The 25,726-nt window shown below is 64.9% G+C and carries 28 protein-coding genes; 10 read left to right on the top strand and 18 right to left on the bottom strand.

Annotated features, from left to right (window positions below; genetic code table 11):
* Positions 1-133: 133 nt before the first annotated feature.
* Positions 134-673, top strand: coding sequence for a hypothetical protein (locus tag BM190_RS30790; RefSeq protein WP_092261450.1), 540 nt, complete (start codon positions 134-136; stop codon positions 671-673).
* A 53-nt stretch (positions 674-726) separates the two neighbouring features.
* Here BM190_RS30790 and BM190_RS30785 read toward each other — a convergent pair whose 3' ends face one another.
* The 7 genes from BM190_RS30785 to ffh form a co-directional block, all read right to left on the bottom strand.
* Positions 727-936, bottom strand: coding sequence for a hypothetical protein (locus BM190_RS30785; RefSeq protein WP_092261449.1), 210 nt, complete (start codon positions 934-936; stop codon positions 727-729).
* Between the two features lie 94 nt (positions 937-1,030).
* On the bottom strand, positions 1,031-2,437 hold the full coding sequence (gene leuC, locus BM190_RS30780; RefSeq protein ID WP_092261448.1) for a 3-isopropylmalate dehydratase large subunit: 1,407 nt from the start codon (positions 2,435-2,437) through the stop codon (positions 1,031-1,033).
* Between the two features lie 328 nt (positions 2,438-2,765).
* Complete coding sequence (gene rplS, locus BM190_RS30775) at positions 2,766-3,146, bottom strand: 50S ribosomal protein L19 (protein ID WP_018318903.1); 381 nt, start codon at positions 3,144-3,146, stop codon at positions 2,766-2,768.
* 110 nt (positions 3,147-3,256) lie between these two features.
* Positions 3,257-4,012: a tRNA (guanosine(37)-N1)-methyltransferase TrmD gene (gene trmD, locus BM190_RS30770; protein WP_092261447.1), complete on the bottom strand. Its 756-nt coding sequence runs from the start codon at positions 4,010-4,012 to the stop codon at positions 3,257-3,259.
* A 34-nt stretch (positions 4,013-4,046) separates the two neighbouring features.
* Complete coding sequence (rimM, locus tag BM190_RS30765; RefSeq protein ID WP_092261446.1) at positions 4,047-4,592, bottom strand: ribosome maturation factor RimM; 546 nt, start codon at positions 4,590-4,592, stop codon at positions 4,047-4,049.
* A gap of 9 nt (positions 4,593-4,601) precedes the next feature.
* On the bottom strand, positions 4,602-4,934 hold the full coding sequence (gene rpsP / locus BM190_RS30760) for a 30S ribosomal protein S16 (protein ID WP_008133080.1): 333 nt from the start codon (positions 4,932-4,934) through the stop codon (positions 4,602-4,604).
* 86 nt (positions 4,935-5,020) lie between these two features.
* Positions 5,021-6,568, bottom strand: a complete 1,548-nt coding sequence (ffh, locus tag BM190_RS30755) for a signal recognition particle protein (RefSeq protein WP_092261445.1) — start codon at positions 6,566-6,568, stop codon at positions 5,021-5,023.
* A 457-nt stretch (positions 6,569-7,025) separates the two neighbouring features.
* On the opposite strand from ffh, the gene BM190_RS30750 reads away from it, so the two are divergent.
* Positions 7,026-8,090 carry an MBL fold metallo-hydrolase gene (locus BM190_RS30750; RefSeq protein WP_177237393.1) on the top strand — a complete coding sequence of 355 codons (1,065 nt, stop codon included), beginning with the start codon at positions 7,026-7,028 and terminating at the stop codon, positions 8,088-8,090.
* Positions 8,091-8,242: 152 nt separating this feature from the next.
* On the top strand, positions 8,243-8,677 hold the full coding sequence (locus BM190_RS30745; protein WP_244550775.1) for a hypothetical protein: 435 nt from the start codon (positions 8,243-8,245) through the stop codon (positions 8,675-8,677).
* Between the two features lie 213 nt (positions 8,678-8,890).
* Here BM190_RS30745 and BM190_RS30740 read toward each other — a convergent pair whose 3' ends face one another.
* Genes BM190_RS30740 through BM190_RS39860 form a run of 3 tightly spaced genes read right to left on the bottom strand, consistent with a single transcriptional unit; the run spans position 8,891 to position 10,637 of the window.
* A complete protein-coding gene (locus BM190_RS30740) occupies positions 8,891-9,607 on the bottom strand; it encodes an SIMPL domain-containing protein (RefSeq protein ID WP_177237392.1) in 717 nt (238 codons plus the stop codon).
* Positions 9,608-9,612: 5 nt separating this feature from the next.
* Positions 9,613-10,392, bottom strand: a complete 780-nt coding sequence (locus BM190_RS30735; protein ID WP_092261442.1) for a GyrI-like domain-containing protein — start codon at positions 10,390-10,392, stop codon at positions 9,613-9,615.
* Between the two features lie 2 nt (positions 10,393-10,394).
* On the bottom strand, positions 10,395-10,637 hold the full coding sequence (locus BM190_RS39860; RefSeq protein WP_143109107.1) for a hypothetical protein: 243 nt from the start codon (positions 10,635-10,637) through the stop codon (positions 10,395-10,397).
* On the opposite strand from BM190_RS39860, the gene dapF reads away from it, so the two are divergent.
* Positions 10,636-11,511: a diaminopimelate epimerase gene (dapF, locus tag BM190_RS30730; protein WP_092261441.1), complete on the top strand. Its 876-nt coding sequence runs from the start codon at positions 10,636-10,638 to the stop codon at positions 11,509-11,511. The genes BM190_RS39860 and dapF overlap by 2 nt on opposite strands.
* Positions 11,511-12,764, top strand: coding sequence for a tRNA (N(6)-L-threonylcarbamoyladenosine(37)-C(2))-methylthiotransferase MtaB (mtaB, locus tag BM190_RS30725; protein ID WP_092261440.1), 1,254 nt, complete (start codon positions 11,511-11,513; stop codon positions 12,762-12,764). Before dapF ends, mtaB begins: the two co-directional genes overlap by 1 nt.
* A gap of 195 nt (positions 12,765-12,959) precedes the next feature.
* On the opposite strand, the gene BM190_RS30720 is transcribed toward mtaB, so the two are convergent.
* Together BM190_RS30720 and BM190_RS30715 are read right to left on the bottom strand one after the other, a co-directional pair.
* On the bottom strand, positions 12,960-14,069 hold the full coding sequence (locus tag BM190_RS30720; protein ID WP_092261439.1) for a DUF2336 domain-containing protein: 1,110 nt from the start codon (positions 14,067-14,069) through the stop codon (positions 12,960-12,962).
* 138 nt (positions 14,070-14,207) lie between these two features.
* Positions 14,208-14,909 carry an RluA family pseudouridine synthase gene (locus tag BM190_RS30715; protein WP_026202090.1) on the bottom strand — a complete coding sequence of 234 codons (702 nt, stop codon included), beginning with the start codon at positions 14,907-14,909 and terminating at the stop codon, positions 14,208-14,210.
* 60 nt (positions 14,910-14,969) lie between these two features.
* Here BM190_RS30715 and ftsY point away from each other — a divergent pair, with 60 nt between their 5' ends.
* On the top strand, positions 14,970-15,917 hold the full coding sequence (gene ftsY, locus BM190_RS30710; protein WP_018318891.1) for a signal recognition particle-docking protein FtsY: 948 nt from the start codon (positions 14,970-14,972) through the stop codon (positions 15,915-15,917).
* A 3-nt stretch (positions 15,918-15,920) separates the two neighbouring features.
* On the top strand, positions 15,921-16,523 hold the full coding sequence (locus tag BM190_RS30705) for a septation protein A (RefSeq protein WP_018318890.1): 603 nt from the start codon (positions 15,921-15,923) through the stop codon (positions 16,521-16,523).
* 156 nt (positions 16,524-16,679) lie between these two features.
* Here the strand turns inward: BM190_RS30705 and BM190_RS30700 are convergent, their stop codons facing one another.
* The 5 genes from BM190_RS30700 to ccmA all read right to left on the bottom strand — a co-directional run bounded on the left by BM190_RS30700 (position 16,680) and on the right by ccmA (position 19,913).
* Positions 16,680-17,276 carry a DsbE family thiol:disulfide interchange protein gene (locus tag BM190_RS30700; protein ID WP_092261438.1) on the bottom strand — a complete coding sequence of 199 codons (597 nt, stop codon included), beginning with the start codon at positions 17,274-17,276 and terminating at the stop codon, positions 16,680-16,682.
* Positions 17,273-17,455 (bottom strand): heme exporter protein CcmD, encoded by a 183-nt coding sequence (gene ccmD, locus BM190_RS30695; RefSeq protein WP_018318888.1) that lies wholly within the window; start codon positions 17,453-17,455, stop codon positions 17,273-17,275. Before ccmD ends, BM190_RS30700 begins: the two co-directional genes overlap by 4 nt.
* Complete coding sequence (locus tag BM190_RS30690) at positions 17,452-18,246, bottom strand: heme ABC transporter permease (protein WP_092261437.1); 795 nt, start codon at positions 18,244-18,246, stop codon at positions 17,452-17,454. The genes ccmD and BM190_RS30690 overlap by 4 nt, the downstream gene beginning before the upstream one ends.
* Positions 18,247-18,337: 91 nt before the next feature.
* Positions 18,338-19,009, bottom strand: a complete 672-nt coding sequence (gene ccmB, locus BM190_RS30685) for a heme exporter protein CcmB (RefSeq protein WP_092261436.1) — start codon at positions 19,007-19,009, stop codon at positions 18,338-18,340.
* Between the two features lie 301 nt (positions 19,010-19,310).
* Positions 19,311-19,913, bottom strand: a complete 603-nt coding sequence (gene ccmA, locus BM190_RS30680; RefSeq protein WP_026202088.1) for a heme ABC exporter ATP-binding protein CcmA — start codon at positions 19,911-19,913, stop codon at positions 19,311-19,313.
* A gap of 238 nt (positions 19,914-20,151) precedes the next feature.
* On the opposite strand from ccmA, the gene acnA reads away from it, so the two are divergent.
* The 3 genes from acnA to BM190_RS30665 all read left to right on the top strand — a co-directional run bounded on the left by acnA (position 20,152) and on the right by BM190_RS30665 (position 24,867).
* Positions 20,152-22,872: an aconitate hydratase AcnA gene (gene acnA, locus BM190_RS30675; protein WP_092261435.1), complete on the top strand. Its 2,721-nt coding sequence runs from the start codon at positions 20,152-20,154 to the stop codon at positions 22,870-22,872.
* Positions 22,873-23,106: 234 nt separating this feature from the next.
* Positions 23,107-23,883 carry a DUF1223 domain-containing protein gene (locus BM190_RS30670; protein ID WP_092261434.1) on the top strand — a complete coding sequence of 259 codons (777 nt, stop codon included), beginning with the start codon at positions 23,107-23,109 and terminating at the stop codon, positions 23,881-23,883.
* A gap of 615 nt (positions 23,884-24,498) precedes the next feature.
* Complete coding sequence (locus tag BM190_RS30665) at positions 24,499-24,867, top strand: DUF2794 domain-containing protein (RefSeq protein WP_018318882.1); 369 nt, start codon at positions 24,499-24,501, stop codon at positions 24,865-24,867.
* A gap of 208 nt (positions 24,868-25,075) precedes the next feature.
* On the opposite strand, the gene BM190_RS30660 is transcribed toward BM190_RS30665, so the two are convergent.
* On the bottom strand, positions 25,076-25,606 hold the full coding sequence (locus BM190_RS30660; RefSeq protein WP_018318881.1) for a GNAT family N-acetyltransferase: 531 nt from the start codon (positions 25,604-25,606) through the stop codon (positions 25,076-25,078).
* Positions 25,607-25,726 lie beyond the last annotated feature (120 nt).

The following is a 25,726-nucleotide window of genomic DNA, read 5'->3' as shown; positions in this document are numbered from 1 at the left end:
CCGCCTCGTTCATTCATGGCGCGTTCACATCGCTGTTAGCAATTTAACCCCGCGAGCGACTGCAATTGAACAGGGATGACGCGGGCCGGGAACGAGCAACGCTGCTCCGCTGTCCAGATTCAGGGAGAAGTCCATGCTGAGGAGTTTGGGTCTCCGGGCAGGCCCGATGCGCCTGCTCGGGATTGCGGCTGCGGCGACGCTGATGCTGTCGGCCGGGAGCGCGCATCGTGCTGAAGCGCTCACCTTGATCAATCCGGCGACGTCACCTGCGACGAAAGCTGCGGCCGACGACCTCGTCACGCAGGTCCGGCACGGCGGCGGTGGGCATGGTGGTGGCGGACATTTTCACGGCGGCGGTGGCTTCCGCGGTGGCGGCGGACATTTCGGCGGTTTCCGCGGCGGCGGCTTTCATGGCGGCGGCTTCCGCGCCGGGCCGGCCTTCCACGGCGGCGGCATTCGCTACGGCGGATTCCGTCATTATGGCGGCTATCACCGCCACTGGGGCTATCGTCCCCATTTCGGCCATCGCCACTTCCACCGGCGCTATTATGTCGGCGGCTATTATCCCTATTACCATTATCCGCGCCGCTGCCGGGTCATCTGGACCTATTACGGCCCGCGCCGGATCTGCCGTTGGCATCGCTGGCACCATCCGTACAGGTACTATTGGTAAGCACGATCGACGTGAAAAGGGCGCCTCAGTGGCGCCCTTTGCTCGTCCGGGGGCTACAGCCAATCCTTCAGCTTCCACGACGAAGCTTTCCACCGCATCAGATTATCGAGCTTCCACTGCTTGAACATCGCAGGCGGCCAGCGGCTGAGCTTCGAGGTCTCCTTGACCTCGGGCTTGGCGACGATGTGCAAGCGCGGCGCGCGCCGGCGGTGCTGGCGCGTGGCGTCGCTGATCAGGTCGACATATTCGGGCTTGTTGGCCATGGCGCGCGTCCTCGCGAAAACCTCGCGAGGACGAGAGTGTCAGGCGATCGTTTAACGGCTGTTTGCCGCGATAGCTACAATTGCAGGCAGTGGCTTAGCGCCAGTCCCTGACGTCGACGAAGTGACCCGCGATCGCCGCCGCTGCCGCCATCGCCGGCGACACCAGATGGGTGCGGCCCTTGAAGCCCTGGCGGCCCTCGAAATTGCGGTTCGAGGTCGAGGCGCAGCGCTCTTCCGGAGCCAGCTTGTCCGGGTTCATCGCAAGGCACATCGAGCAGCCCGGCTCGCGCCATTCGAAGCCGGCCTTGATGAAGATCTTGTCGAGACCCTCGGCTTCCGCCTGCTCCTTGACGATGCCGGAGCCCGGCACGACCATGGCGTTGACATGCGCCGAAACGGTCTTGCCTTCGGCGATCTTCGCAGCAGCGCGCAGATCTTCGATGCGGCCGTTGGTGCAGGAGCCGATGAAGATGCGGTCGACCTTGATGTCGGTGATCTTCGTACCCGCGGTCAGGCCCATGTACTTCAGCGCGCGATGCTTGGAGAGGCGCTTGGCCTCGTCCGCGATCTGGTCGGGATCTGGCACGATGCCGGTCACCGAGATGACGTCCTCAGGCGAAGTGCCCCATGTCACGATCGGCGGCAGCTTGGCCGCATCGAGGCGCAGCTCGTTGTCGAAATGCGCGCCCTCGTCGGAGCGCAGTTTTTCCCAGTAGCGCATCGCCGCGTCCCAGTCGGCGCCCTTCGGGGCTTTGGGGCGGCCGCGCAGGAAGTCGAACGCCTTCTGGTCGGGTGCAACGAGGCCGGCGCGCGCGCCGCCTTCGATCGACATGTTGCAGACCGTCATGCGGCCTTCCATGCTGAGCGCGCTGATGGCGTCGCCGGCGTATTCCAGCACGTAGCCGGTGCCGCCCGCGGTGCCGATCTCGCCGATGATGGCGAGGATGATGTCCTTGCCCGTCACGCCGTCAGGCAATTTGCCGTCGACGGTGACGCGCATGTTCTTGGCCTTCTTCTGGATCAGCGTCTGCGTCGCCAGAACATGCTCGACCTCGCTCGTGCCGATGCCGTGCGCGAGCGCGCCGAACGCGCCATGCGTCGAGGTGTGGCTGTCACCGCAGACGATGGTGGTGCCGGGCAGGGTAAAGCCCTGCTCGGGGCCGATGACGTGGACGACGCCCTGGCGCTTGTCGAACTCGTTGTAATATTCGATGCCGAATTCCTTGGCGTTCTCGGCCAGCGCCTTGATCTGCTCGATGCTTTCAGGATCGGGATTCGGCTTGGTGCGATCGGTGGTCGGCACGTTGTGGTCGACGACGGCGAGCGTCTTTTCCGGCGCGTGAACCTTGCGCCCCGTCGCGCGCAGGCCTTCGAACGCCTGCGGCGAGGTCACCTCGTGCACCAGATGGCGATCGATATAGAGCAGGCAGGTGCCGTCCTCGGCCTCGTGCACCAGGTGGTCGTTCCAGATCTTGTCGTACAATGTGGTCGGCTTGGACATGAGCTTGAGCTCCGAAAGAATGTTGTGTCAGCGGATAGGCGCGCGCGGCGCGCCGGCAACAAAATCGTCAGCGCAGCTTTTAGGCTGCGCGCGTAAGCTCTGACGTTGCCGAGGTCGCGAAGCGTCCGAAGAACCGGCCAGGCAGCCGCGAGCGATCGTCGATGACGATGCGCTTGACGGGGGCGAGGCTGGTCGGATCTGGAAACATTCCAAGAATATATAGCAGGCCGAATTGGAAGCGCGAGTGGTTTGACGCGCACGGCTGACGCAACAAAAAAGCGCGGAGCCGAGCTCCGCGCTTTTGAAAACTTGCCCGGTGGGGCGGAGCTTACTCGCCGACCGCGGTCTGGCGATCCTGCTTCTCGACGATGCGGGCCGACTTGCCGCGAAGGTTGCGGAGGTAATAGAGCTTGGCGCGACGCACCTTGCCGCGACGCACCACCTTGATCGAGTCGATCATCGGCGACATCACCGGGAACACGCGCTCCACGCCCTCGCCATAGGAGATCTTGCGGACGGTGAAGCTCTCGTTGAGGCCACCGCCGGAACGGCCGATGCAGACGCCTTCATAAGCCTGCACGCGGGTACGGTCACCTTCGACCACCTTCACGTTGACGATCACGGTGTCGCCGGGACCGAATTCCGGAATGTCCTTGCCGGCGGACAGCTTGTCGAATTGCTCTTGCTCGAGCTGCTTGATCAGGTTCATGGGTAAATCTCCATCGGCGCGCCCAGCCCTGGAAACGGGGGGCTGCGCAAAATTCGTCTATCCAGCCATTGCGGATTTGGCCGCTCCTATAAGGCAAGCCGGAGCGTTTGTCACCCGTCTGTCTTGTTTTTTGGCGTTTTTTGGCGACCGGCCCGATTCGCCGGCTTGGGTGGGATCTGGGCCCATAAATCGGGCCGCCGGGCCGCCGTCAGGGCCTCGGATTGGGCCCGCCGCCAGCTTGCAACCTTGGCATGGTCGCCGGAGGTCAGGATCTCCGGGATCGGGGCCCCCTCGAACAGCTGCGGACGGGTGTATTGGGGGTACTCTAAAAGGCCATCGGAGAAGCTTTCCTCGGTTCCCGAGGCCTCCTTGCCCATCACGCCCGGCAGCAGCCGGACGCAGGCATCGATCAGGGCTAAAGCTGCGATTTCGCCCCCGGACAGCACGTAATCCCCGATGGAGACCTCCTCCAGGCCCCGCCCGTCGATCACCCGCTGGTCGATCCCCTCGAACCGCCCGCAGACGATCAGGGGGCCGGGGCCCCCGGCGAGTTCGGCAACCCGGGCCTGGGTCAATGGTCGACCGCGCGGGCTCATCAGCAGGCGCGGCCGCTCGGGGGCGATCTCGGCGGCATCGATGGCTGCCGCCAGAACATCCGCCCGCAGTACCATGCCCGGCCCACCACCGGCCGGGGTGTCGTCGACGCTGCGATGGCGGTCGGTGGCGGACGCCCTTATGTCCCGCGCCTCAATCTCCCAGAGCCCCGAGGCCAGCGCCCGGCCGGCAAGGCTCACGCCGAGCGGCCCCGGAAACATCTCCGGAAACAGCGTCAGCACCGTCGCGCGCCAGGGTGAGGGGTTTGCCATCGCAATCAGCTTAGCCAAAAACCACGGCCCGTGGTTATGGGTCCCCGCGTTCGCGGGGACCCGCCGAGGGAGCGTCGTCGCCCTCGATCTCCTGTGGCAGCGCGATCACGACGCGGCCGCCTTCGAGATCGACCTCCGGCACCACGGCGTTCGTGAACGGCAGCAGCATCGTCGTGCCTTTTGGGGGCGCGATTTCGATGATGTCGCCGGCGCCGAAATTGTGGATCGCGAGCACGCGGCCGAGCGCGTCGCCGTCCGTGGTGACGGCGGCGAGCCCGATCAGATCGGTGTGGTAATATTCGTCCGCATCTGTCGCGGGCAGTTTTTCGCGCGCGACGTAGAGCTCGATGCCGTTGAGGCGCTCGGCCTCATCGCGGGTCGTGACGCCCTTGAACGTTGCGACCAGATGATCTTTGGCCTCGCGCGCCGTTGCGACCTCGAACTGGCGCTTGCCGTCCTTGGACAGCAGCGGACCGTAGCGCCTGACGGCAAAGGGATCCTCGGTGAAGGTCCACAGTTTGACCGCACCGCGCACACCATGCGCGGCGCCGATCCGCGCGACGCAGACCAGCGCCGACATGTTCTAGCCTTAGCCCTTCGCGGCGGCTTCGGCCTGCGCCTTGCGCTCCTTGCGCGGCACGGCCTTCTCGGGGTTGTTGCGCGCTTCGCGCTTCTTGACGCCGGCAGCGTCGAGGAAACGCGCCACGCGATCGGACGGCTGCGCGCCCTTGGCGAGCCAGGCCTTCACCTTGTCCATGTCGAGCTTCAGACGGGTCTCGTTGTCCTTCGGCAGCAGCGGGTTGAAATAGCCGAGACGCTCGATGAAGCGACCATCGCGCGGGAAGCGCGAGTCGGCGACGACGACGTGATAGACGGGACGCTTCTTGGTGCCTGCGCGAGCGAGGCGGATAACGACGGACATTCAGTTCTCCTTCAAAATACGGTTTGTTCGGTTGATTGGTATTCCGCGTTGCGCGGGACGCTTATCGATCCCGTGCGACGAATTCCTCATTTCTTCTTGCCGGGGAAACCGCCGAGGCCCGGCAGCATCGGCTTGCCGCTGAGGCCCGTGAGGCCGGGCACATTCGGCAGGCCCTGCCGCAAGCCGGCCGGCAGATCCTTCGGCAAATTGGGCAAGCCCTGTCCGCCGCCGCTCTGCATCTTCTCCTGCAGCGCCTTCATCTCTTCCGGCGAGGGCGGCTTCATGCCGCCGCCAAAGCCCATGGCCTGCGCGATGCCGGCGAGCGGGCCGCGCTTGCCCGAGCCCATGGCCTTCATCACGTCGGCCATGTTCCGGTGCATCTTGAGCAGCTTGTTGACCTGCTCGACGCTCTGGCCGGACCCTGCAGCGATGCGCTTCTTGCGGCTGGCCTTGAGCAAATCGGGATGACGGCGCTCGTCGCGCGTCATGGAATCGATCACCGCGACCTGGCGCTTCAGGATCTTGTCGTCGATCCCCGCGGCCGCGATCTGGTTCTTCATCTTGGCGATACCGGGCATCATGCCCATCAGGCCGCTGATGCCGCCCATATTGGCCATCTGCAGCAGTTGCTCGCGCATGTCGTTGAGGTCGAACTGACCCTTGCGCATGCGCTCGGCGGTGCGCGCGGCCTTCTCGGCGTCGATATTGGCGGCAGCGCGCTCGACCAGCGACACCACGTCGCCCATGCCGAGGATGCGGCCGGCGATACGGTCGGGATGGAAGTCTTCCAGCGCGTCGGTCTTTTCACCGGTGCCGATCAGCTTGATCGGCTTGCCGGTGACCGCGCGCATCGACAGCGCAGCACCGCCGCGGCCGTCGCCGTCAACTCGTGTCAGCACGATGCCGGTGAGGCCGACGCGCTGATCGAACGCGCGCGCGAGATTTACGGCGTCCTGACCGGTGAGGCTGTCGGCGACCAGCAGCACTTCGTGCGGATTGGCCGCGGCTTTGATCGCGGCTGCTTCCGCCATCATATCTTCGTCGAGCGTGGTGCGGCCGGCGGTGTCGAGCAGCACGATGTCGTAGCCGCCGAGCTTGCCGGCTTCCAGCGCGCGCTTGGCAATCTGCGGCGGCTGCTGTCCCCCCACGATCGGCAGGGTCGGAATGTCGAGGTCGCGGCCGAGCACGGCCAGCTGCTCCATCGCCGCCGGACGATAGACGTCGAGCGAGGCCATCAGCACCTTGCGCTTGTCGCGCTGGACCAGGCGGCGGGCGAGCTTTGCGGTGGTGGTCGTCTTACCCGAGCCCTGCAGACCGACCATCATGATCGGCACCGGCGGCACGGAGTTGACGTCGATGGTCTGGCTTTCGGCGCCGAGCGTGTTGATCAGCTCGTCATGGACGATCTTGACCACCATCTGGCCGGGCGTGACCGACTTGACGACGGTGGCGCCGATCGCCTGCTCGCGCACGCGTTCGGTGAAGCTGCGCACCACTTCCAGCGCGACGTCGGCCTCCAGCAGCGCGCGGCGCACCTCGCGCATCGCGGCATCGACGTCCTTTTCGGTCAGCGCACCGCGCCCCGTCAGACGATCGAGAATTCCGCCAAGCCGTTCCGACAGATTGTCGAACAATGCCGTTGTCCTGTTGCTGTCTTCCCGACGGGAAGAGCGCTCCGTTACTCACTGCTGTCATGCCCCGGCTTGACCGGGGCATCCAGTACGCCGCGGCACCTCGGTTCCAGCCGAGCCGCCTCTGGGATACTGGATCGCCCGATCAAGTCGGGCGATGATCACCTCCTTGGGCAAGCGATCTTCCAAACACCTTTACGCCCGAGGGCGCACAGCGCTGTCGGGCGTTGACCTCTGGCCTCGAGGACCAGTCGGCGGGTCGAAAAGAAAGCCTTTCCGAGAAAGTGGCGGGGTTAAACGCCGCTCCCGCCCAAAAGTCAAGGAAAGTTGGGGTGCCGGAATGTCTCTGCCAAGGTAACATCCTGAAAATATGTCGCTTTCGACTGCCGGTTCCTTTTCCTTTTGCCCCGCCCATATAGAAGGTGATGACTTACCTCCGCCACCACTCCTGAAGCCCGCCGTGCCGATCACCCGCCGCCGCCTGTTCGGACTGCTTGCCGGGGCCGGCGCCCTGGTCGGTGTCCCGTCCCTCTGGATGTCCCGCATGAAAACCTACGACGGTCCCGCCTCCGACCATTTCGACGGTCTGAACTTCTTCGATCCGGACGGCGCGCCGCCGAAATCGCTTCGGGAGGTGCTGCGCTGGCAGCTCGGCGGCAAGCGGCAGCGCGCCACCTGGCCCGACTGGGCGCCCAGCCCCCATGCCGACACGCCGCCAGCCCGCGTCGACGGCGACAAGGTGCGGCTCTCCTTCGTCGGGCATGCCAGCTGGCTGATCCAGACCGGCGGCCTCAACATCCTGGTCGACCCCGTCTGGTCGACGCGGGTTTCGCCGGTCGCCTGGGCCGGGCCGAAGCGGCACAACGATCCCGGCATCGCCTTCGAGAAGCTGCCGAAGATCGACGTCGTGCTGGTCTCGCACGGCCATTACGATCATCTCGACATCGCGACGCTGTCGCGGCTCACCAAGAATTTTGCCCCGCGCGTGGTCACCCCGCTCGGCAACGACGTGACGATGCGCAGCTGGGATTCCACGATCAAGGTGGAAGCCTTCGACTGGCACGACCGCGTCGAGCTCGGCGGCGGCATCGCCGTGCATTTGGTGCCGACCCGGCATTGGACGGCGCGCGGCATGTTCGATCGCAACAAGGCGCTATGGGCGAGTTTTGTGCTGGAGACGCCTGCGGGGAAAATCTACGTCGTCTGCGATTCCGGCTATGGCGATGGCCGGCATTTCCGCCGCGTCGCCGAGAAGCACGGCAAGCTGCGTCTGGCGATCCTCCCCATCGGCGCCTACGAGCCGCGCTGGTTCATGCGCGACCAGCATATGAATCCGGAGGACGCGGTGAAGGCGCTACGCGATTGCGGCGCCGAGGCCGCGCTCGGGCATCATCACGGTACGTTCCAGCTCACGGATGAGGCGATCGACGCGCCGGCCAAGGCGCTGGTCGAGGCGCTGGATGCTGCGAAGCTTCCGCAGGAGCGCTTCGTGGCGATGCAGCCGGGGCAGGTGGTGGAGATTTAGGTCGTGTACCCATAAACCCGGCGGCGTGATGCGACGAAAGCAATGTCCGCTTTGCTCCTATAGCGACAAGTGCCTACGGCTCTGCGCGGTTGAACCAGAAAGCCCATGACGCAACAAAACACCATGGATTTCTTTTGGTCGGAAGACCTTGATTGATCGATGGATGGAACTGGCCTGTGGGATTTTTGCTGAGAATTGTGCTCGCAACCGCTCTTGTGAACCTTGCTCCAGCCGTCGCCCGGGCGAAGAACGCCGTCGCTTCTCCTGCCTTGCAGAAGGAATTCGATGGCTTCATCGAGAAGTTTCGCGCGGCGCTGAAGGCAAACGATTCCGTCGCCGTCGCCGGTATGACACGATTGCCGTTCATGAACGACAACGCAATTCGCGACGCCGCGCAATTTGGCGCCAAGACCTATCGGACCTCGTTCACGGCGAAAAATCGCGCGTGTATCCAGCGCGGCAAGGCCGTCTACGATCGCGACGATTATAAGAACGACAGTTACTTCGTCTTCTGCGGCGAGCTCATCTTCGTCTTTACCAAGACGCCGGCGGGTTTCCTTTTTACTGATATCAGCGCGAATGATTGATCAGGCAACAATGCTATCCACTGCCGCCGGACGCGTGATCGGTCGCCTCGCTCAGCGACATACTGGATACAGCAACTTGGGCGATGGGCCGATTCATCAACGGAAAGACTCGCCGCGAACCTCCCTTAACGGGCATGCATGATAAGTCCCTGCGAACGCGTTCGCAGGGACTGCACCATTGGTGTTGCGGCGACGTGCCTCTTAGGAACGGGGCTACTGCCCCTGCTTGATCGCCCAGCTCACATTCACCGTCACCGACAGCGTTTCCTCACCGGGCGCAACCGCGGCTTGCGGGGATGCGGCCATTGGTGCTGCCATCCGCCCCTTGAACAGCGGCACCGGGCCGCCGCCCTCGGTGACGCTGAGCGGAGCGCCCAGCGTCACGCCGGTGGCCTTGGCGTAGATCTCCGCCTTGCGGCGGGCGTCCACGATCGCCTGCTCGCGCGCGTCGTCGAGCAGTTTTGACGCCTGCGTCACTTCGAAGGAGATGTTGCCGATGTCGTTGGCGCCGGCGCTGACCAGCGTGTCGATGATGCCGGCGACCTTGGTCACGTCGCGAATTTTCACGGTGACGCGGTTCGAAGCGCGGAAGCCGACCACCGGGGATGCGCCGGTGGATTTGTTCTGGCCGTATTGCGGCTGCAGCGACAGCCGCGAGGTCTGGTAATCCTTCTCGGCAATGCCGGCGCCCTTCAACGCCAGCAGCACCTTGCCCATCGCGGCGTTGTTGGCATCGGACGCTTCCTTCGCCGTCTTGGCGTCGTTGGCGACGCCGGCGTCGATCTGCGCCAGATCGGGCGCCGCGGAAATGTTGGCTTCGCCGCTCACCGTAATGGCGGATGGAAAATCATCGGCAAGCGCGGGCGTTGTCAGCAGCGTGGCGGCGAAAACGGCGGCAAGGGACGTAGCAAGTATGGCAGTCTTTTTCATTGGTCTCACTTCAGCGGCACGAAAACGTTGATCACGAGCTTGTCCTCTGTCGTCTTCAGCGGATCGGTGAGGTATTCCTCGATGAAGGTATCCTTGGCTTCCAGCCTCTTGTCGTCGAGGTGGTTGGTGATCGCCTCATAGGTGTTGTCCATGTTGTCGTAGGAGCCGCGATGGACGAATTTCAGCACCTTGCCTTCCGGCGACTTGCCGATGCTCATGTCCTTGGCGAGGTTCTTGGGATCCTGCTCGACCGGGATCTCGGCAAGGAAGGTGAAGCCGGTATCGTCCGTCGAGGTGTAGACGATCATCGCATTGCCTGATGGCTTGATGCCCTGCTTGTCCAGGAGCGTGTTCAGTGCCTTGAAGGCGTCGATCAGCGTGTCGAAGGCCGAGTCCCAATTGGCAGTGCCCTTAACCATTACGACCTTCTTGGCCTCGAGCGTGGTCTCCAGGCCGAACGGATCGGCGGTCTGCACCGGGGCAGGTGTTGCGGCCGCCGCCGGTGGCGGGGCCGTTGGGCTGGGTGAGGCACTGGCTGCGGGCGAGGGCGACGTTGTCGGGGCCGGCGACGCGCTGGCGGCAGGCGACGGCGCGGGTGAGGCCGTCGCCACAGGGGCCGGCGAGGCGCTCGCGGCCGGGGTGGGAGAAGCCGATGGGGCCGGCGAGGGACTTGCCGAGGCCGCCGGTGCCGGGCTCGGGGTTTGCGCCAGAACCTCAGGCAGGCCAAGCGACAAGGCCGCTGCCGGGATCAGCGCGGCCAGAGCAAGACGACGAAACCTGATCATTTTTATTCTCCCCAAGGCCTTAACCAAGGCCCTTCATCAGCAAGACCTTGCCCACCAAGGCCTAATCCGGCTTGAGCCCGGCCGCGCATCCCGGTTCGCGGCGAGCTGCGCCGTTCTAACACGCGGGCGCGGAATTCGTCCCATGACAGATGCGTCATGGCAGACCGCTCGGCCGCCGACCGCAAATCACTGGCCAAGCCGGCAAGGATCGCCATATAAGACAGGCGAAATTCGGGATTTTTCATGAGCGCGCTCGCCAATCACGCATTTGCCAAGATGAACGGCATCGGCAACGAGATCGTCGTTGTCGACATGCGCGATTCTGCGGGCCCGGTGACGCCGGACGACGCCCGCGCGGTGGCGTCTGCGAACGGCGGTGTGGCCTACGACCAGCTCATGGTGCTGCAGAAGCCGCGGCTCGACGGCACCGAAGCCTTCATCCGCATCTACAACAATGACGGCTCGGAGGCAGGCGCCTGCGGCAACGGCATGCGCTGTGTGGTACGGCGCATCTTCGAGAAGAACGGGCAGACCGCCGCGACGTTCGAGACGGCGGCCGGCTTGCTCAATGCCTGGCAAGGCCCGGCGCCCGATCTCTACACCGTCGATATGGGCGCGCCGAAGTTCGGCTGGCAGGACATTCCGCTGGCGGAAGAGTTCCGCGATACCCGCTACATCGAATTGCAGATCGGGCCGATCGACAATCCGATCCTGCATTCGCCCTCCGTGGTGAGCATGGGCAATCCGCATGCGATCTTCTGGGTCGATGACGTCAACGCCTACGATCTCGAGCGCTTCGGTCCGCTGCTCGAAAACCATCCGATCTTCCCGGAGCGCGCCAACATCACGCTCGCCCATATCGTCGATGACAAGCACATCACGATCCGCACCTGGGAACGCGGTGCCGGCCTGACCCAAGCCTGCGGCTCGGCGGCCTGCGCCACGGCAGTGGCCGCGGCCCGCCTGAAGCGCGTCGAGCGCAATGTCGAGATCACGCTGCCCGGCGGCAAGCTCGGCATCGAATGGCGCGAGCGCGACGACCACGTGCTGATGACGGGCACTGCGACCTTCGAATATGAGGGCAGGTTCGATCCGGCGCTGTTTGCGCCGGTCGCCTGATGGCCGTCGACGTCGTCACCTTTGGCTGCCGCCTCAACGCCTTCGAGGCCGAGGTGATCCGCCGCGAGGCCGAGGGCGCTGGACTCTCCGACACTATTGTCATCAACAGTTGCGCCGTCACCAATGAGGCGGTGGCGCAGGCGCGGCAATCGATCCGCAAGCTGAAGCGCGAACGGCCCGACGCGCGCATCGTCGTCACCGGTTGCGCGGCGCAGACGCAAGCTGCGATGTTCGCCGACATGACCGAGGTCGATCGCGTCGTCGGCAATGACGACAAGATGCGGTCATCCGTGTGGCGCGATGCCCGCGATGCCTTCGATCTCGGCGCCGGCGAGAAGATCGCCGTCAGCGACATCATGGCCGTCAGGGAGATGGCGCCGCATCTCATCGACGGCTATGCCAGCGGCCTGCCGCGCGTGTTCGTGCAGGTGCAGAACGGCTGTGACCATCGCTGCACCTTCTGCATCATCCCCTATGGCCGCGGCAATTCGCGCTCGGTACCGATGGGTGCGGTGGTCGAGCAGGTGCGGACGCTGGCCGAGCGTGGCCATGCCGAGATCGTGCTGACCGGCGTCGATCTCACCAGCTACGGCGCTGACCTTCCGGGCACGCCGAAGCTCGGCATGCTGACGAAGCAGATCTTGCGGCACGTGCCGGAGCTGAAGCGCCTGCGCATTTCCTCGATCGATTCGATCGAGGCGGATGACGACCTGCTTGACGCCATCGCCGGCGATGCGCGGCTGATGCCGCATCTGCATCTGTCGTTGCAGTCCGGCGACGACATGATCTTGAAGCGCATGAAGCGGCGCCATTCGCGGCAGGACGCGATCGCGTTCTGCGAGCAGGTCCGCCGCCTGCGCCCGGACATCGCCTTCGGCGCCGACATCATCGCGGGTTTCCCGACCGAGACGGAGGAGATGTTCTCGCGCTCGCTCGATCTGGTCGAGGAATGCGGCCTGGCATTCCTGCACGTCTTCCCCTATTCGCCCCGCCCCGGCACGCCGGCCGCGCGGATGCCGCAGGTGGCGGGGCCGGCGATCAAGGAGCGCGCGAAGCGGCTGCGTGCGGCGGGCGAGATGGCGCTACGCAAGCGGCTGCAAGCCGAGATCGGTGCCACGCGCGAGGTGCTGATCGAGAGCGAGGGCCAGGGGCGTACGGAGCACTATCTGCCGGTGGCGATCGCGGGCGGGCGGGTGGGAAGCGTGGTGCCGCGCAGGATCGTTGGTAGCGATGGCGAGCATCTCACCACATAGACGGTGTCGGAGTTGCGACGCATTGCATCCCCAATGTCGTCCCTGCGAAAGCAGGGACCCATACCGCGTGATTTTTCGGTCGCCAACGGTGCTCGTCCCAGACAGCCGTCGCCAAACGTCTCCCAGTGGTTATGGGTCCCTGCTTTCGCAGGGACGACACCGGGGGTGTGGATATGCCTGCCCAAATAGCGCCCCCTACGACGCCCTGACCTGCCAGAACCGCAGCGTCCGCTTGGCATTCTCCGGCGTCATCCGCGCGTAGTGCCCTTGCGCCCGTGCAAGATCGGCCGGCTTCATGGCGCCTGTGGCAAAACGGCTTTCGAGCACGGCCACCGCGGTTTCCCAGCTGAGCTGCGCCGCCTTGCACGGCACCAGCAAGCCGTCGTCGCGCAGGCTCTGCATCAGCGGGCGGATTACCTCGACGGTCGATCCGGACAATGCGGCCAGCGCCGCGGCGGTCTCTTCATAGCGCCGCTGCGTAGCGAAACCGAACAGCGTCGCTTCGCTGAGCTGGCTGGTCGCCTTGAGCATTGCAATCGCCCGCTTGGCGCCTTCGAAATCGCGGACGCCAGACATCTGGCGATCGACGCCGACGGTGACGGCGGCGATCGCACTCTGGATTTCCTCGAACAGATGCGGCGGCGCGCGCGACAACAGGCGGGCGCGCACGGCGTCGCTCGCCGAGCGCAGCAACCGGCGGCGCAGCTCCGACGGCAGGTCGACGCGGACGCCGACGCTGACGGCAAGTTCGGGATCGGCTTCGGCCTGCCCGATCATGACGGCGAATCCGTTTCCGGAGACGCGCGCGCCGGGATTGGCGGCGAGCCGCCGGCTGACGCTGGGATAGCGCCGCGCCAGAAGTGCGTCGGTGACGATTTCCTTCAGCCACCAGCGGCCGGCGACCGCCAGCAGATGCGGCTCGCCCTTGCTGGAGGCGATCTTCACCAGCTCGCCGTCGTCGAGGCGGGCCGATTCCTGCAGCACGGGACCGGCGATGCGGATCTCGTCATTGCTGGCGAGGCGGCGGATTACCGAGGGCGGCGCCTGCGCGATCGGCGCCAGCTGCGCGCTGATCTCGGCGAGCGCGATGCGTGCGCCCATGTCGGCAAGCGCCCGCAGCTCGATGGTGCCGATCAGGCGCTCGAGCACCTCGTCGAACAACGCGATCTGCTCGTCGTCGAATTTGCCGGCAGAGGAGAGGAACAGATCGGTGACGCGCCGGGCCGTTTCCAGGCCCTTTTCCGCCGAGCCTGTGCGAATCGCGGATTCGACCTCTTCGATGATCGATAGTTCGGCCTTGGACATCACGCCCTGCTCATCCTGAGCGGTTACAGAAGCTTGTTCTAAGCAACCGTCATCATTAGCGGCGAGCGCTGAACGTTTCGTAAACCATGGGCCGGTAGCCCGGCACTGCTAAGCTCCTCACTATGAGGATCTGAAAGGCTATTCCCCGTTCCAGCCGCAGGCGCGGAGTTTTTCGTGCATGTGGGGTGGGGCCGGCGCCACGACGCGGACGGGCTCCTTGTTCCGGGAGATCGGCACCACGATCTCGCGGGAATGCAGGTGCAGCTTCGGCTCGCCGAAGCGCGGGCCGTTGCCGTAAATGTTATCGCCGAAGATCGGCCAGCCGGTCGCGGCCGAATGCACCCGCAATTGATGGGTCCGCCCGGTCACCGGTTCCATGGCCAGCCAGGTAAAACCGTCGCCCCGCCCCATCACTTTCCAGTTGGTGATCGCCTTCTGTCCCTCCGGATCAGGCTTCTGCCACCAGCCGCGTTCGGCATTGAGCCGGCCGAGCGGCATGTCGACGGTGCCCTCGTCCTCGGCTGGCCCGCCCTCGACCACGGTCCAATAGGTTTTGCCGATCTTGCCGTGCTTGAACAGGAGGCCGAGCGAGGCGGTTGCCTTGCGGTGGCGGCCGAGCACGAGGCAGCCGGAGGTGTCCTTGTCCAGCCGGTGGGCCAGCACCGGCGGTCGCGGCAGGCCGAAGCACAGCGCGTGGAAGGAATCCTCCAGATTGGCGCCGCCCTTGGGACCGCGATGCACGGGAAGGCCGGCCGGCTTGTCGATGACCAGCATCAGCCCGTCGCGATGGAGCACGCGGGCCAGAATTTCATCGGCCGTCAATTGGGGAACATCGAGCAATTGCAAGACTTTCGGTCAAGACTTTCGTTTGGCAGCCGGAACGGCTAACACACCCCCGCCATGAACGATACCACGTCAGATCCCCCCAAGCTGAGCTGGTGGCGCCGCCTGTCCAACGGGCTGAAGCGCACCTCGTCCTCGCTCGGGACCGCGGTCGCCGACCTCGTCACCAAGCGCAAGCTCGACCGCGCCATGCTCGACGACATCGAGGACGTGCTGCTGCGCGCCGACCTCGGCACGTCAGTCGCGGTGCGGATCGCGGACGCCGTCGGCACCGGCCGTTACGACAAGGCGATCTCGGCGGACGAGGTCAAGGACGTCGTCGCCACCGAGGTCGAGAAGGTGCTGTCGCCCGTGGCAAAACCGCTCGTGATCGATGCGGCCAAAAAGCCGTTCGTGATCCTCGTGGTCGGCGTCAACGGCTCGGGCAAGACCACCACGATCGGAAAGCTCTCGCAGAAATTCGCCTCCGAAGGCCGCAAGGTGATGCTGGCTGCCGGCGACACGTTTCGCGCAGCAGCCATCGAGCAGCTCAAGGTGTGGGGCGAGCGGACGAAGACGCCGGTGATCGCGGGCGCGCAGGGCTCGGATTCGGCGAGCCTCGCCTTCAACGCGCTGACGGCGGCCAAGGAGCAGAATATCGACGTGCTCCTGATCGACACCGCCGGCCGGCTGCAGAACAAGGCCGAGCTGATGAACGAGCTCGAAAAGGTGGTGCGTGTGATCCGCAAGGTGGATGACACTGCGCCGCATGCCGTGCTGCTTGTGCTCGATGCCACCGTCGGCCAGAACGCGCTGTCGCAGGTCGAGGCTTTCCATCGCACCGCCGGGGTCACCGGCCTCGTGATGACCAAGCTCGACGGCACCGCCCGCGGCGGCATTCTGGTGGCGCTCGCGGAAAAGTTCAAACTGCCGGTGCACTTCATCGGCGTCGGCGAAGGTGTCGACGATCTCGCGCCGTTCACCGCGCGCGATTTCGCCCGCGCCATTGCCGGAATCGAAAGCTGAAGAATGGACAAGACCCAGCCGCATCCGCTGTTCAAGCTCGCGACCGAGCTCGGGCCGCTGCTCGTGTTCTTCTTCGTGAACGCGAAGTTCAACCTGTTCGCCGCGACCGGCGCCTTCATGGTCGCGATCGTGGCGGCAATGGTCGCCTCCTACGTGGTGACGCGCCACATCCCGATCATGGCGATCGTGACGGGCGTGATCGTGCTGGTATTCGGCACGCTGACGCTGGTGCTGCACGACGAGACCTTCATCAAGCTCAAGCCGACCATCATCTACGGCCTGTTCGCTGCGATCCTCGGCGGCGGCTTGTTGTTCGGCCGCTCCTTCATCGCCGTGATGTTCGACCAGATGTTCAATCTGACGCCGCAGGGCTGGCGTATCCTCACGCTGCGCTGGGCGCTGTTCTTCGCCGGCATGGCGGTGCTGAACGAGATCGTCTGGCGCACCCAGAGCACGGACTTCTGGGTGAACTTCAAGGTGTTCGGCGTCACCCCGATCACGATGATCTTCGCCATCGCCCAGATGCCGCTGACCAAGCGCTACGGGATCGAGCCCGCGTCGCTCGAGGCGAGCGAGGCGGAAGCGGGGGATGTGCGGAAGGGGTAGGCCGAAGCGTCGCTCCACATACCGCTGTCATGCCCCGGCTTGACCGGGGCATCCAGTACGCCGCAGCTTTTCCGTATACGACTGACGTCTCTGGAATACTGGATCGCCCGATCAAGTCGGGCGATGACAGTTGAGCGTGTGGCATGAGCGCGGCGCTCAGCTCCCCGCTGCCTTCAGCGCCTTCTCCATCTGCGGCAACAGCACCGTCCGCAGATTGTCCGGCGTGATCGGGCCGACCAGCTTGTAGACGATGGTGCCTTCGCGACCGACGACGAAGGTTTCGGGCACGCCATAGACGCCCCATTCGATCGAGGCACGGCCGTTGGCGTCGACGCCGACCCGGCTGAACGGGTTGCCGTAGCGCCCGAGGAAGCGGCGCGCGTTGTCGGCCGCGTCCTTGTAGTTGATGCCGACGAGCTGGAAGCGCTTGTCCTTGGCGAACTCGGTCAAAAGCGGCGCCTCGTCGTGGCACGGCACGCACCAGGACGCCCAGACATTGACCAGGCTGACCTTGCCCTTGAACGCGGCGGGGTCGAGGCCCGGCACCTGCGCGTTGTCGATCTGCAATCCCTCGAGCGGTGGCAGCGCCGTCTGCGGCGCCGGACGGCCGATCAGCGCGGAGGGAATTCGCGAGGGATCGCCGCTGCCGAGCCGGAACCAGAACAGCAGCGCGAGGCCGATGAACGCGATCAGCGGCAGCACCATCAGGAAAGTGCGGCGCTGCGGCGGTGCGGAGGTCGATCGTTCGCTCATGATGCGTCCATGGCGCTACGGCCGGAGCGGCGGGTGATGCCGCTGCGGTCGAGCTCGCGCAGGCGCTGCGTCTGGTTGCGATAGTCGAGCACGATCCAGCCGATCAGGATCGCGACCACGAGGGCCGCTGCGGCATAGGATGTCACGATGAAGGATGCATAAGGGCCGAGCGACATCATCCTGCGGCCCCAATTTCTTTCGACGCGTTTTGTCCGCGCGCACCGGCGCCCATTTCGTTCGAGAACGCCACACGGCTTGCCTGCATCATTTGCAGGGAGCGGACACGGCGGCGCAGGATCTCGTTGCGCATCGCCGCCAGATGCAGCGTGACGAACAGCAGCGTGAAGGCGATCGCCATCACCAGCAGCGGAATCAGGAACGATTTGTCGAGGGCCGAGCCGCCCATGCGCATCACCGAGGCCGGCTGGTGCAGCGTGTTCCACCAGTCGACCGAGAATTTGATGATCGGCAGGTTGAGCGCGCCGACGAGGGTCAGCACCGCGGCGGCGCGTGCGGCGCGTGAGGGATCGTCGACCGCGCGCCACAGCGCCATCAGGCCGAGATACATCAGGAACAGGATCAGCACCGAAGTCAGCCGCGCATCCCATTCCCAATAGGTGCCCCACATCGGCCGGCCCCACAGCGAGCCCGTCAGCAGTGCGAGAAAGGTGAAGGCGGCGCCGATCGGAGCTGCGGCCTTGGCGGCGACGTCGGCCAGCGGATGCCGCCACACCAGCGTGCCCAGCGAGGCGATGCTCATCACGCCCCAGACGAACATCGACAGCCAGGCATTGGGCACGTGGATGAACATGATCTTCACGGTCGCGCCCTGCTGATAGTCATCGGGCGCAAGCGCGGCTTGATAGAGACCGATTGCAAGCAGCAGGACGGTCGCGGCCGCAAGCCACGGCAAGACCCGCGCTGTCAGCGCGAGGAACCGCGTGGGGTTGGCGAGGTCGATCAGCGTCATGGTACCCTGATAATCATCGGTGGCCGCTCAGGCAATCAGCACGAAAGCGAGGGACGAAAGTTGATCGGGGTCAAGGTCAATCGCGCGCATCTCAATCGAGCCCGTGCCGCAGGCTCGCTGCGGCTGCGAAGGGGCCGATCACGAGGCTGACCAGGGACAGCGCGCACAGGATCGAGAATGGTGCGCCGAACGTCATCGGGCCAACGATCACGGCCTGCGAGGCCGCCACCCCGAAGATCAGCACGGGAATCGACAGCGGCAGCACCAGCACCGCCATCAGCAGCCCGCCGCGGTGCAGCGTCACCGCCAGCGCCGCACCGATCATGCCGGTAAACGTCAGCGCCGGGGTGCCGGCCAGCAGCGTCAGCGCCACCGCGCCAGTCGCGACCATGTCGAGGTTGAGCAAGAGGCCGAGCACGGGGGTTGCGACAATCAGCGGCAGGCCGGCAGCCAGCCAATGCGCCAGCGCCTTGGCGGCGCAGGCGAGTTCCAGCGGCGTCCGGCTCATCGTGATCAGGTCGAGCGAGCCGTCCTCGTGGTCGGCCATGAACAGCCGGTCGAGGGTGAGCAGGCTCGCCAGCAGCGCGCCGAGCCAGAGGATGGCCGGCCCCAGCCGCGACAGCAGCGCCAAATCCGGCCCCACCGCGAACGGCATCAGCACCACCACGGTCAGGAAGAACAGCACGCCAATCAGCGCCCCGCCGCCGACGCGGAGCGCGATCCTGACGTCCCGGCGGACGAGGGCTGAGAGGGCGGCGGTCATGGGGTGCCTCCCGCGGCGGAGTCGCTTGGTTTGATGGCATCGAGCCGCAGGCGCAGTGCGCTCCCTCCCCCCTTGTGGGGGAGGGCGGGGGAGAGGGGTAGCCCCGGGAGAGATGCTCGGTGGAGACGGATCGCCAGCAACAGAGCGCCCGCCTCTTGAAGGCCAGAACCGAGACGTCTTGCCGTGTGGCACCCTCCTCCCTGCCCGCGAGAGCGAGCTTCGCTCGTCTCGGACCCCACAAGGGGGGAGGGAACGAAGAGAGCGGGGCCCAGCCGCTCGGAAAGCTGAGGGTCGTGTCGCCTCACGCCACACCCCCGATCCGCAGCTGCCGCGACTCGATCCCCAACGGTGCATGGGTTGCCGCGACGATCAGGCCGCCGCGCGAAAGATGCTCGCGCATCAGGCCGCCGAACATGTCCTGTCCCGTCACGTCCAGCGCATTGGTCGGCTCATCCAGCAGCCAGATCGGGCGCCGCACGGTCAAAAGGCGCGCCAGCGACAGCCGGCGGCGCTGGCCGGCGGACAAAAAGCCGGCGGGCAGGTGGGTGGCATGCTCGAGCCCCACCGTGGCGAGGCTCTCGGCGAAGTCAGAACGCTCCCCCCCAAGGAAATCGGCCCAGAAAGTCAGGTTTTCCGCCACGCTGAGCGCCGGCTTCAGGGCATCGCGATGGCCGAGATAGTGGCACTGCTCGGGCAGCGTCAGCTCGGCATCGCCGCCCTCCAGCGCGATCTTACCGCCTGCCGGAACGAGCAGACCCGCGATCAGCCGAAGCAGCGAGGTCTTGCCCGACCCGTTGCGGCCGACGACCGCGACCGCTTCGCCGGCGACAGCCTCGAAATCGAGCCCGGCAAACACCTCGCGGCCGCCGCGCACGCAAACGACCCCGCGCCCGGACAGCTGCATCTTGCCTTGGTCCACCCCGCTCAAGCCGGGCCTCAGGAAAACTTGGGGTAGCGCATGGGAATTTTTGGCTCGCGAATGCTGCGGTACGATTGTGGCTGTGGCGGCGCGGTTAGAAAGCTTCTATAAGCCCGGAACTACTTGATGCAGCAACTCAACCTGCCCCTGCAAGCGGCCCAGCCTGATACGCTAACGGTGTTAAAATACCCTGCCGGGTATAACTAACAATTGGGATTCCTACATGACCTCGCTCGACAGCTTCAAATGCAAAAAGACCCTCAAGGTCGGCGCCAAGACCTATGTCTATTACAGCCTGCCCACGGCCGAGAAGAATGGTCTGAAGGGAATCTCGAAACTTCCCTATTCGATGAAGGTCCTGCTCGAGAACCTCCTGCGCAACGAGGACGGCCGCTCGGTCAAGAAAGAGGACATCGTCGCGGTCTCGAAATGGCTGCGCAAGAAGTCGCTGGAGCATGAGATCGCCTTCCGCCCGGCGCGCGTGCTGATGCAGGACTTCACCGGCGTGCCCGCGGTGGTCGACCTCGCCGCGATGCGCAACGCGATGCAGAAGCTCGGTGGCGATGCCGAGAAGATCAACCCGCTGGTGCCGGTCGATCTCGTCATCGACCATTCCGTGATCGTGAACTTCTTCGGTGACAACAAGGCTTTCGGCAAGAACGTCACCGAGGAGTACAAGCAGAACCAGGAGCGCTACGAGTTCCTGAAGTGGGGCCAGAAGGCGTTCTCGAACTTCTCCGTCGTGCCGCCCGGCACCGGCATCTGCCACCAGGTCAATCTCGAATATCTCTCCCAGACGGTCTGGACCAAGAAGGAGAAGATGACGGTCGGCAAGAAGACCGGCACCTTCGAGGTCGCCTATCCCGATTCGCTGGTCGGCACCGACTCCCACACCACCATGGTCAACGGTCTCGCCGTTCTCGGCTGGGGCGTCGGCGGCATCGAGGCGGAAGCCTGCATGCTCGGCCAGCCGCTGTCGATGCTGCTGCCCAACGTCGTCGGCTTCAAGCTGAAGGGCGCGATGAAGGAAGGCGTCACCGCGACCGACCTCGTGCTCACCGTGACGCAGATGCTGCGCAAGCTCGGCGTGGTCGGCAAGTTCGTCGAGTTCTTCGGTCCCGGCCTCGACAATCTCTCGGTGGCCGACAAGGCGACCATCGCCAACATGGCGCCCGAATATGGCGCGACCTGCGGCTTCTTCCCGGTTGACGCCGCCGCGATCGACTATCTCAAGACCTCCGGCCGTGCGGCGCCGCGCGTCGCGCTGGTGCAGGCCTATGCCAAGGCGCAGGGGCTGTTCCGCACCGCCAAGTCGGCCGATCCGGTGTTCACGGAGACGCTGACGCTCGATCTCGCCGACGTCGTGCCGTCGATGGCCGGTCCGAAGCGTCCCGAAGGCCGCATCGCGCTGCCGTCGGTCGCCGAAGGCTTCTCGCTCGCTCTCGGCACCGAGTACAAGAAGGCCGAAGAGCCCAGCAAGCGCTTCGCCGTCGAAGGCAAGGACTTCGAGATCGGCCATGGCGACGTCGTGATCGCCGCCATCACGTCCTGCACCAACACCTCGAACCCGAGCGTGCTGATCGGCGCCGGCCTGCTGGCCCGTAACGCCGCCGCGAAGGGCCTGAAAGCAAAACCGTGGGTGAAGACCTCGCTCGCGCCGGGCAGCCAGGTCGTCGCCGGCTATCTCGCCGATTCCGGTCTGCAGAAGGATCTCGACAAGGTCGGCTTCAACCTGGTCGGCTTCGGCTGCACCACCTGCATCGGCAATTCCGGTCCGCTGCCCGAGGAGATCTCGAAGTCGATCAACGACAACGGCATCGTCGCCGCGGCCGTGCTCTCGGGTAACCGCAACTTCGAAGGCCGCGTCTCGCCCGACGTGCAGGCGAACTATCTGGCCTCGCCGCCGCTGGTGGTCGCGCACGCGCTCGCGGGCAGCGTCACCAAGAACCTCGCCGTCGAGCCGCTCGGCGAGGGCAAGGACGGCAAGCCGGTGTACCTCAAGGACATCTGGCCGACGACCAAGGAGATCAACGCCTTCATGAAGAAGTTCGTGACCGCGTCGATCTTCAAGAAGAAGTATGCCGACGTGTTCAAGGGCGACACCAACTGGCGCAAGATCAAGACCGTCGAGAGCGAGACCTATCGCTGGAACATGTCTTCGACCTATGTGCAGAACCCGCCTTATTTCGACGGCATGAAGAAGGAGCCGGAGCCGGTCACCGACATCGTCGAGGCGCGCATCCTCGCCATGTTCGGCGACAAGATCACCACCGACCACATCTCGCCGGCCGGTTCGATCAAGCTTACCTCTCCGGCTGGAAAATATCTCAGCGAACACCAGGTGCGTCCCGCCGACTTCAACCAGTACGGCACGCGCCGCGGCAACCATGAAGTGATGATGCGCGGCACCTTCGCCAACATCCGCATCAAGAACTTCATGTTGAAGGGCGCGGATGGAAATATCCCTGAGGGCGGTTTGACAAAACACTGGCCCGACGGTGAGCAGATGTCGATCTACGACGCCGCGATGAAGTACCAGCAGGAGCAGGTGCCGCTGGTGGTGTTCGCCGGCGCCGAATACGGCAACGGCTCCTCGCGCGACTGGGCCGCCAAGGGCACGCGCCTGCTCGGCGTGCGCGCCGTGATCTGCCAGAGCTTCGAGCGCATCCATCGCTCCAACCTGGTCGGCATGGGCGTGCTGCCGCTGACCTTCGAGGAGGGCACCTCCTGGTCGTCGCTCGGCCTGATGGGCGACGAGAAGGTCACGCTGCGTGGCCTCGTCGGCGACCTCAAGCCGCGCCAGAAGCTGACCGCGGAGATCGTCTCCGGCGACGGTTCGCTGCAGCGCGTTTCGCTGCTCTGCCGCATCGATACGCTGGACGAGCTCGACTACTACCGGAACGGCGGTATCCTGCACTACGTGCTGCGCAAGCTCGCGGCCTAAGCGCGAATTTGTGAACGGTGGCTCACCGCGACGTGAGTAGAAGGTTAAACGAAGGCGGCCTATCACAAGGCCGCCTTCGTGCGTTTGCGGCATGCTCCAGATGGGCCCGCCCGGCGGAAAACCTCCTTTCGGACGGTTGGCCTGGGCGGTCGGGTGTGTCGCGCCCCGTAAGACTACGGTGACCATCCGGCGATAAGTTCTCCTTCTCACGAGCAATGGTGTGCGGCGTTCGACATGACAACAATGACGGCTTCTCATCTGGTTTCACGTTGGTCCGGTGCTTTCTGGTCGGGAGCTCTCGGCATCTGTGCGATCGTCGCCGTCATCCGTCCTGCCGAAGCCGATCCCCGCGCCGTTGTCGAATTGTTTACCTCGCAGGGCTGCTCCTCCTGCCCGCCCGCCGACCAGATCATCGGCGATCTCTCCAAAGACCCGTCGATCATCGCGCTGAGCATGCCGATCGACTATTGGGACTATCTGGGTTGGAAGGACACGCTGGCGGATTCGCGCTTCTCTGCACGGCAGCGTGCTTATTCGCGCATGCGCGGTGATCGCGAGGTCTACACGCCGCAGGTCGTGGTCAACGGCTCCACCCATGTCATCGGCAGCGATCGTGCCGGCATCGAGAGCGCGATCGGCAAGACCGACAAGGGCACGGGCGTGATGAGCGTGCCGGTGACGATGTCGCTCGCGGGCAAGCAGATCAACGTATCGGTGGCGGCGAGCAACGAGCCGGCCGTCTCGCATGGCGAGGTCTGGATCTGTTCGATCGCCAAGTCAGTCCCGATCGCAATCACCCGAGGCGAGAATCGCGGACAGCAGGTCACCTATCACAACGTGGTGCGCAACCTGCTCAAGGTCGGTGACTGGACCGGGCGTTCGGAAAGCTGGACGGTGCCGATCGAGAACCTCACGCGCGACGGCGTCGACGGCGCGGTGGTCTATGTCCAGGACGGCAGCCGCGAGAAGCCCGGCACGATGCTGGGTGCGGCCTACACGTCGCTGCACTGATTTCAATTCTCTAGCGTCGTACTCACTGCCCACCCTCATGGTGAGGAGCGCGCTCTTGCGCGCGTCTACCGGACGATGTTTCGCATCGCCGTGAGAACCATGCCGGCCCCGCTCATGCGGTTGGGCCTCGATCCTTCGATACGCCACGCGAAGGGAGCGCGGCTCCTCAGGATGAGGGGAGAGACTGTTGGCGCTGATGAGAGGAGAATTTCGCCGGGGCAGAAACATCCCGACACAAACAAAAAAGGACCAACTTGCGTTGGCCCTCCTTGTCGCGCGTACAGACCCGATCCTGTTCGACCCCGGGGGGCTGGGGGCTGAGGAATCCGGAACCGAAAGGACCGGGTCAACGCACCTGAGTCTTTTCGCAATGCAGGGCGGCAGTCGCTAGGCGGAAAAGCGGCGAGAGTATGATTCCTGCTAACGATCCCGTGACGGTTTGCCGCGAGGGAGTTCCACCATAGCGTGTGCCCCGATTCGTAACCGATTCGACCGGTTGAATCAGGAGCCCCTTGCGGCGGTGGCCGGTTGGCGCAATCATGCAGCTGTCATGATCCAGGTTCCGGGGACGGTCTTCGCGGATTCGGGTCATGCCGTGCGATGAGGAAGCGCTCCATGAGTCTGTCGGAGGATGCCGATCCGAGCGAGCAGCGCGCGGCGGCCCGCCCCGCCGCGGCGGCGACGCAACTGAGCCGGGTGACGTTCAACCGGCTCGAGCTGCATCGTATTCTCAATCTCTACGGCCGCATGGTCGCGGACGGCGAATGGCGCGATTATGCCATCGACTTCCTGAGGGATCGCGCCGTGTTCTCGGTCTATCGCCGTGCCTCGGAAGTGCCGATCTATCGCATCGAGAAGGATCCGCGGCTGGCGCGCAAGCAGGGCATGTACAGCGTGATCTCGGCGACGGGGCTGATCCTGCGCCGCGGCCACGAGCTGGAGCGCGTGCTGCTGGTGATCGATCGGAAATTGGCGGTGGTGTAGCCGCACGACCGGTGCCGTAGGGTGGGCAATAGCGCATTGCGCCGTGCCCACGTCCTTTCTCTATCGCCACGAATCGTGGGCACGCTTCGCTTTGCCCACCCTACGACAGCAGTGATGTGGCGAATTCTTCGTAGCCCGGATGAGCGCAGCGACATCCGGGTTTTGTCTCGCGGTGGTCCCGGGTATCGCTTTGCCCACCCTACGAGATCTATTTTGTCGGCACCGTCTTCGCGCCCTCGCCGAGGTCGCGCTGCATCATCACCGTATCAAGCCAGCGGCCGAATTTCAGCCCGACATTGGGATGCGTGCCGATCATCTTGAAGCCGCCCTTGGTGTGCACGCCGATCGAGCCGGCATTGGCGGAATCGCCGATCACCGCGATCATCTGGCGGAAGCCGCGCGCCTCGCATTCGGCGACCAGCCGCTCCAGCAGCTTTGATCCGACACCGCGGCGGTGGAAGGAGGGATCGAGATAGATCGAGTTCTCGACCGTGAAGCGGTAGGCTGGGCGCGGGCGGTAGGCGCCGGCATAGGCATAGCCGGCCACGCGGCCGTCGAGGATAGCGACGAAATAGGGATAGCCGCCGTCGACCAGCGCGCGATAACGGCGCGTCATCTCCACGAGGTCGGGCGGCTCCAGCTCGAACGTCGCGGTGCCCTCGCGGACGGCCTGCTGGTAGATGGCGGTGATGGCGGGAAGGTCGGCCTCGGTTGTGGGCCTGATTTCAGGTGCGGACATGGCGGCAAGATTAGAGCCTTCCCGCTGGCGCTGGAAGGGGCAACGATGTTGCCACACCGTCATTGTGAGCGCAGCGAAGCAATCCAGAAATGCATCCGCGGAGGGACTCTGGATTGCTTC

It is taken from the genome of Bradyrhizobium sp. Rc3b, assembly GCF_900114915.1.
GTDB lineage: Bacteria > Pseudomonadota > Alphaproteobacteria > Rhizobiales > Xanthobacteraceae > Bradyrhizobium.
The sequence above is the reverse complement of the archived record's forward strand: the minus strand, read 5'-3'. Positions and strand labels throughout refer to the sequence as shown.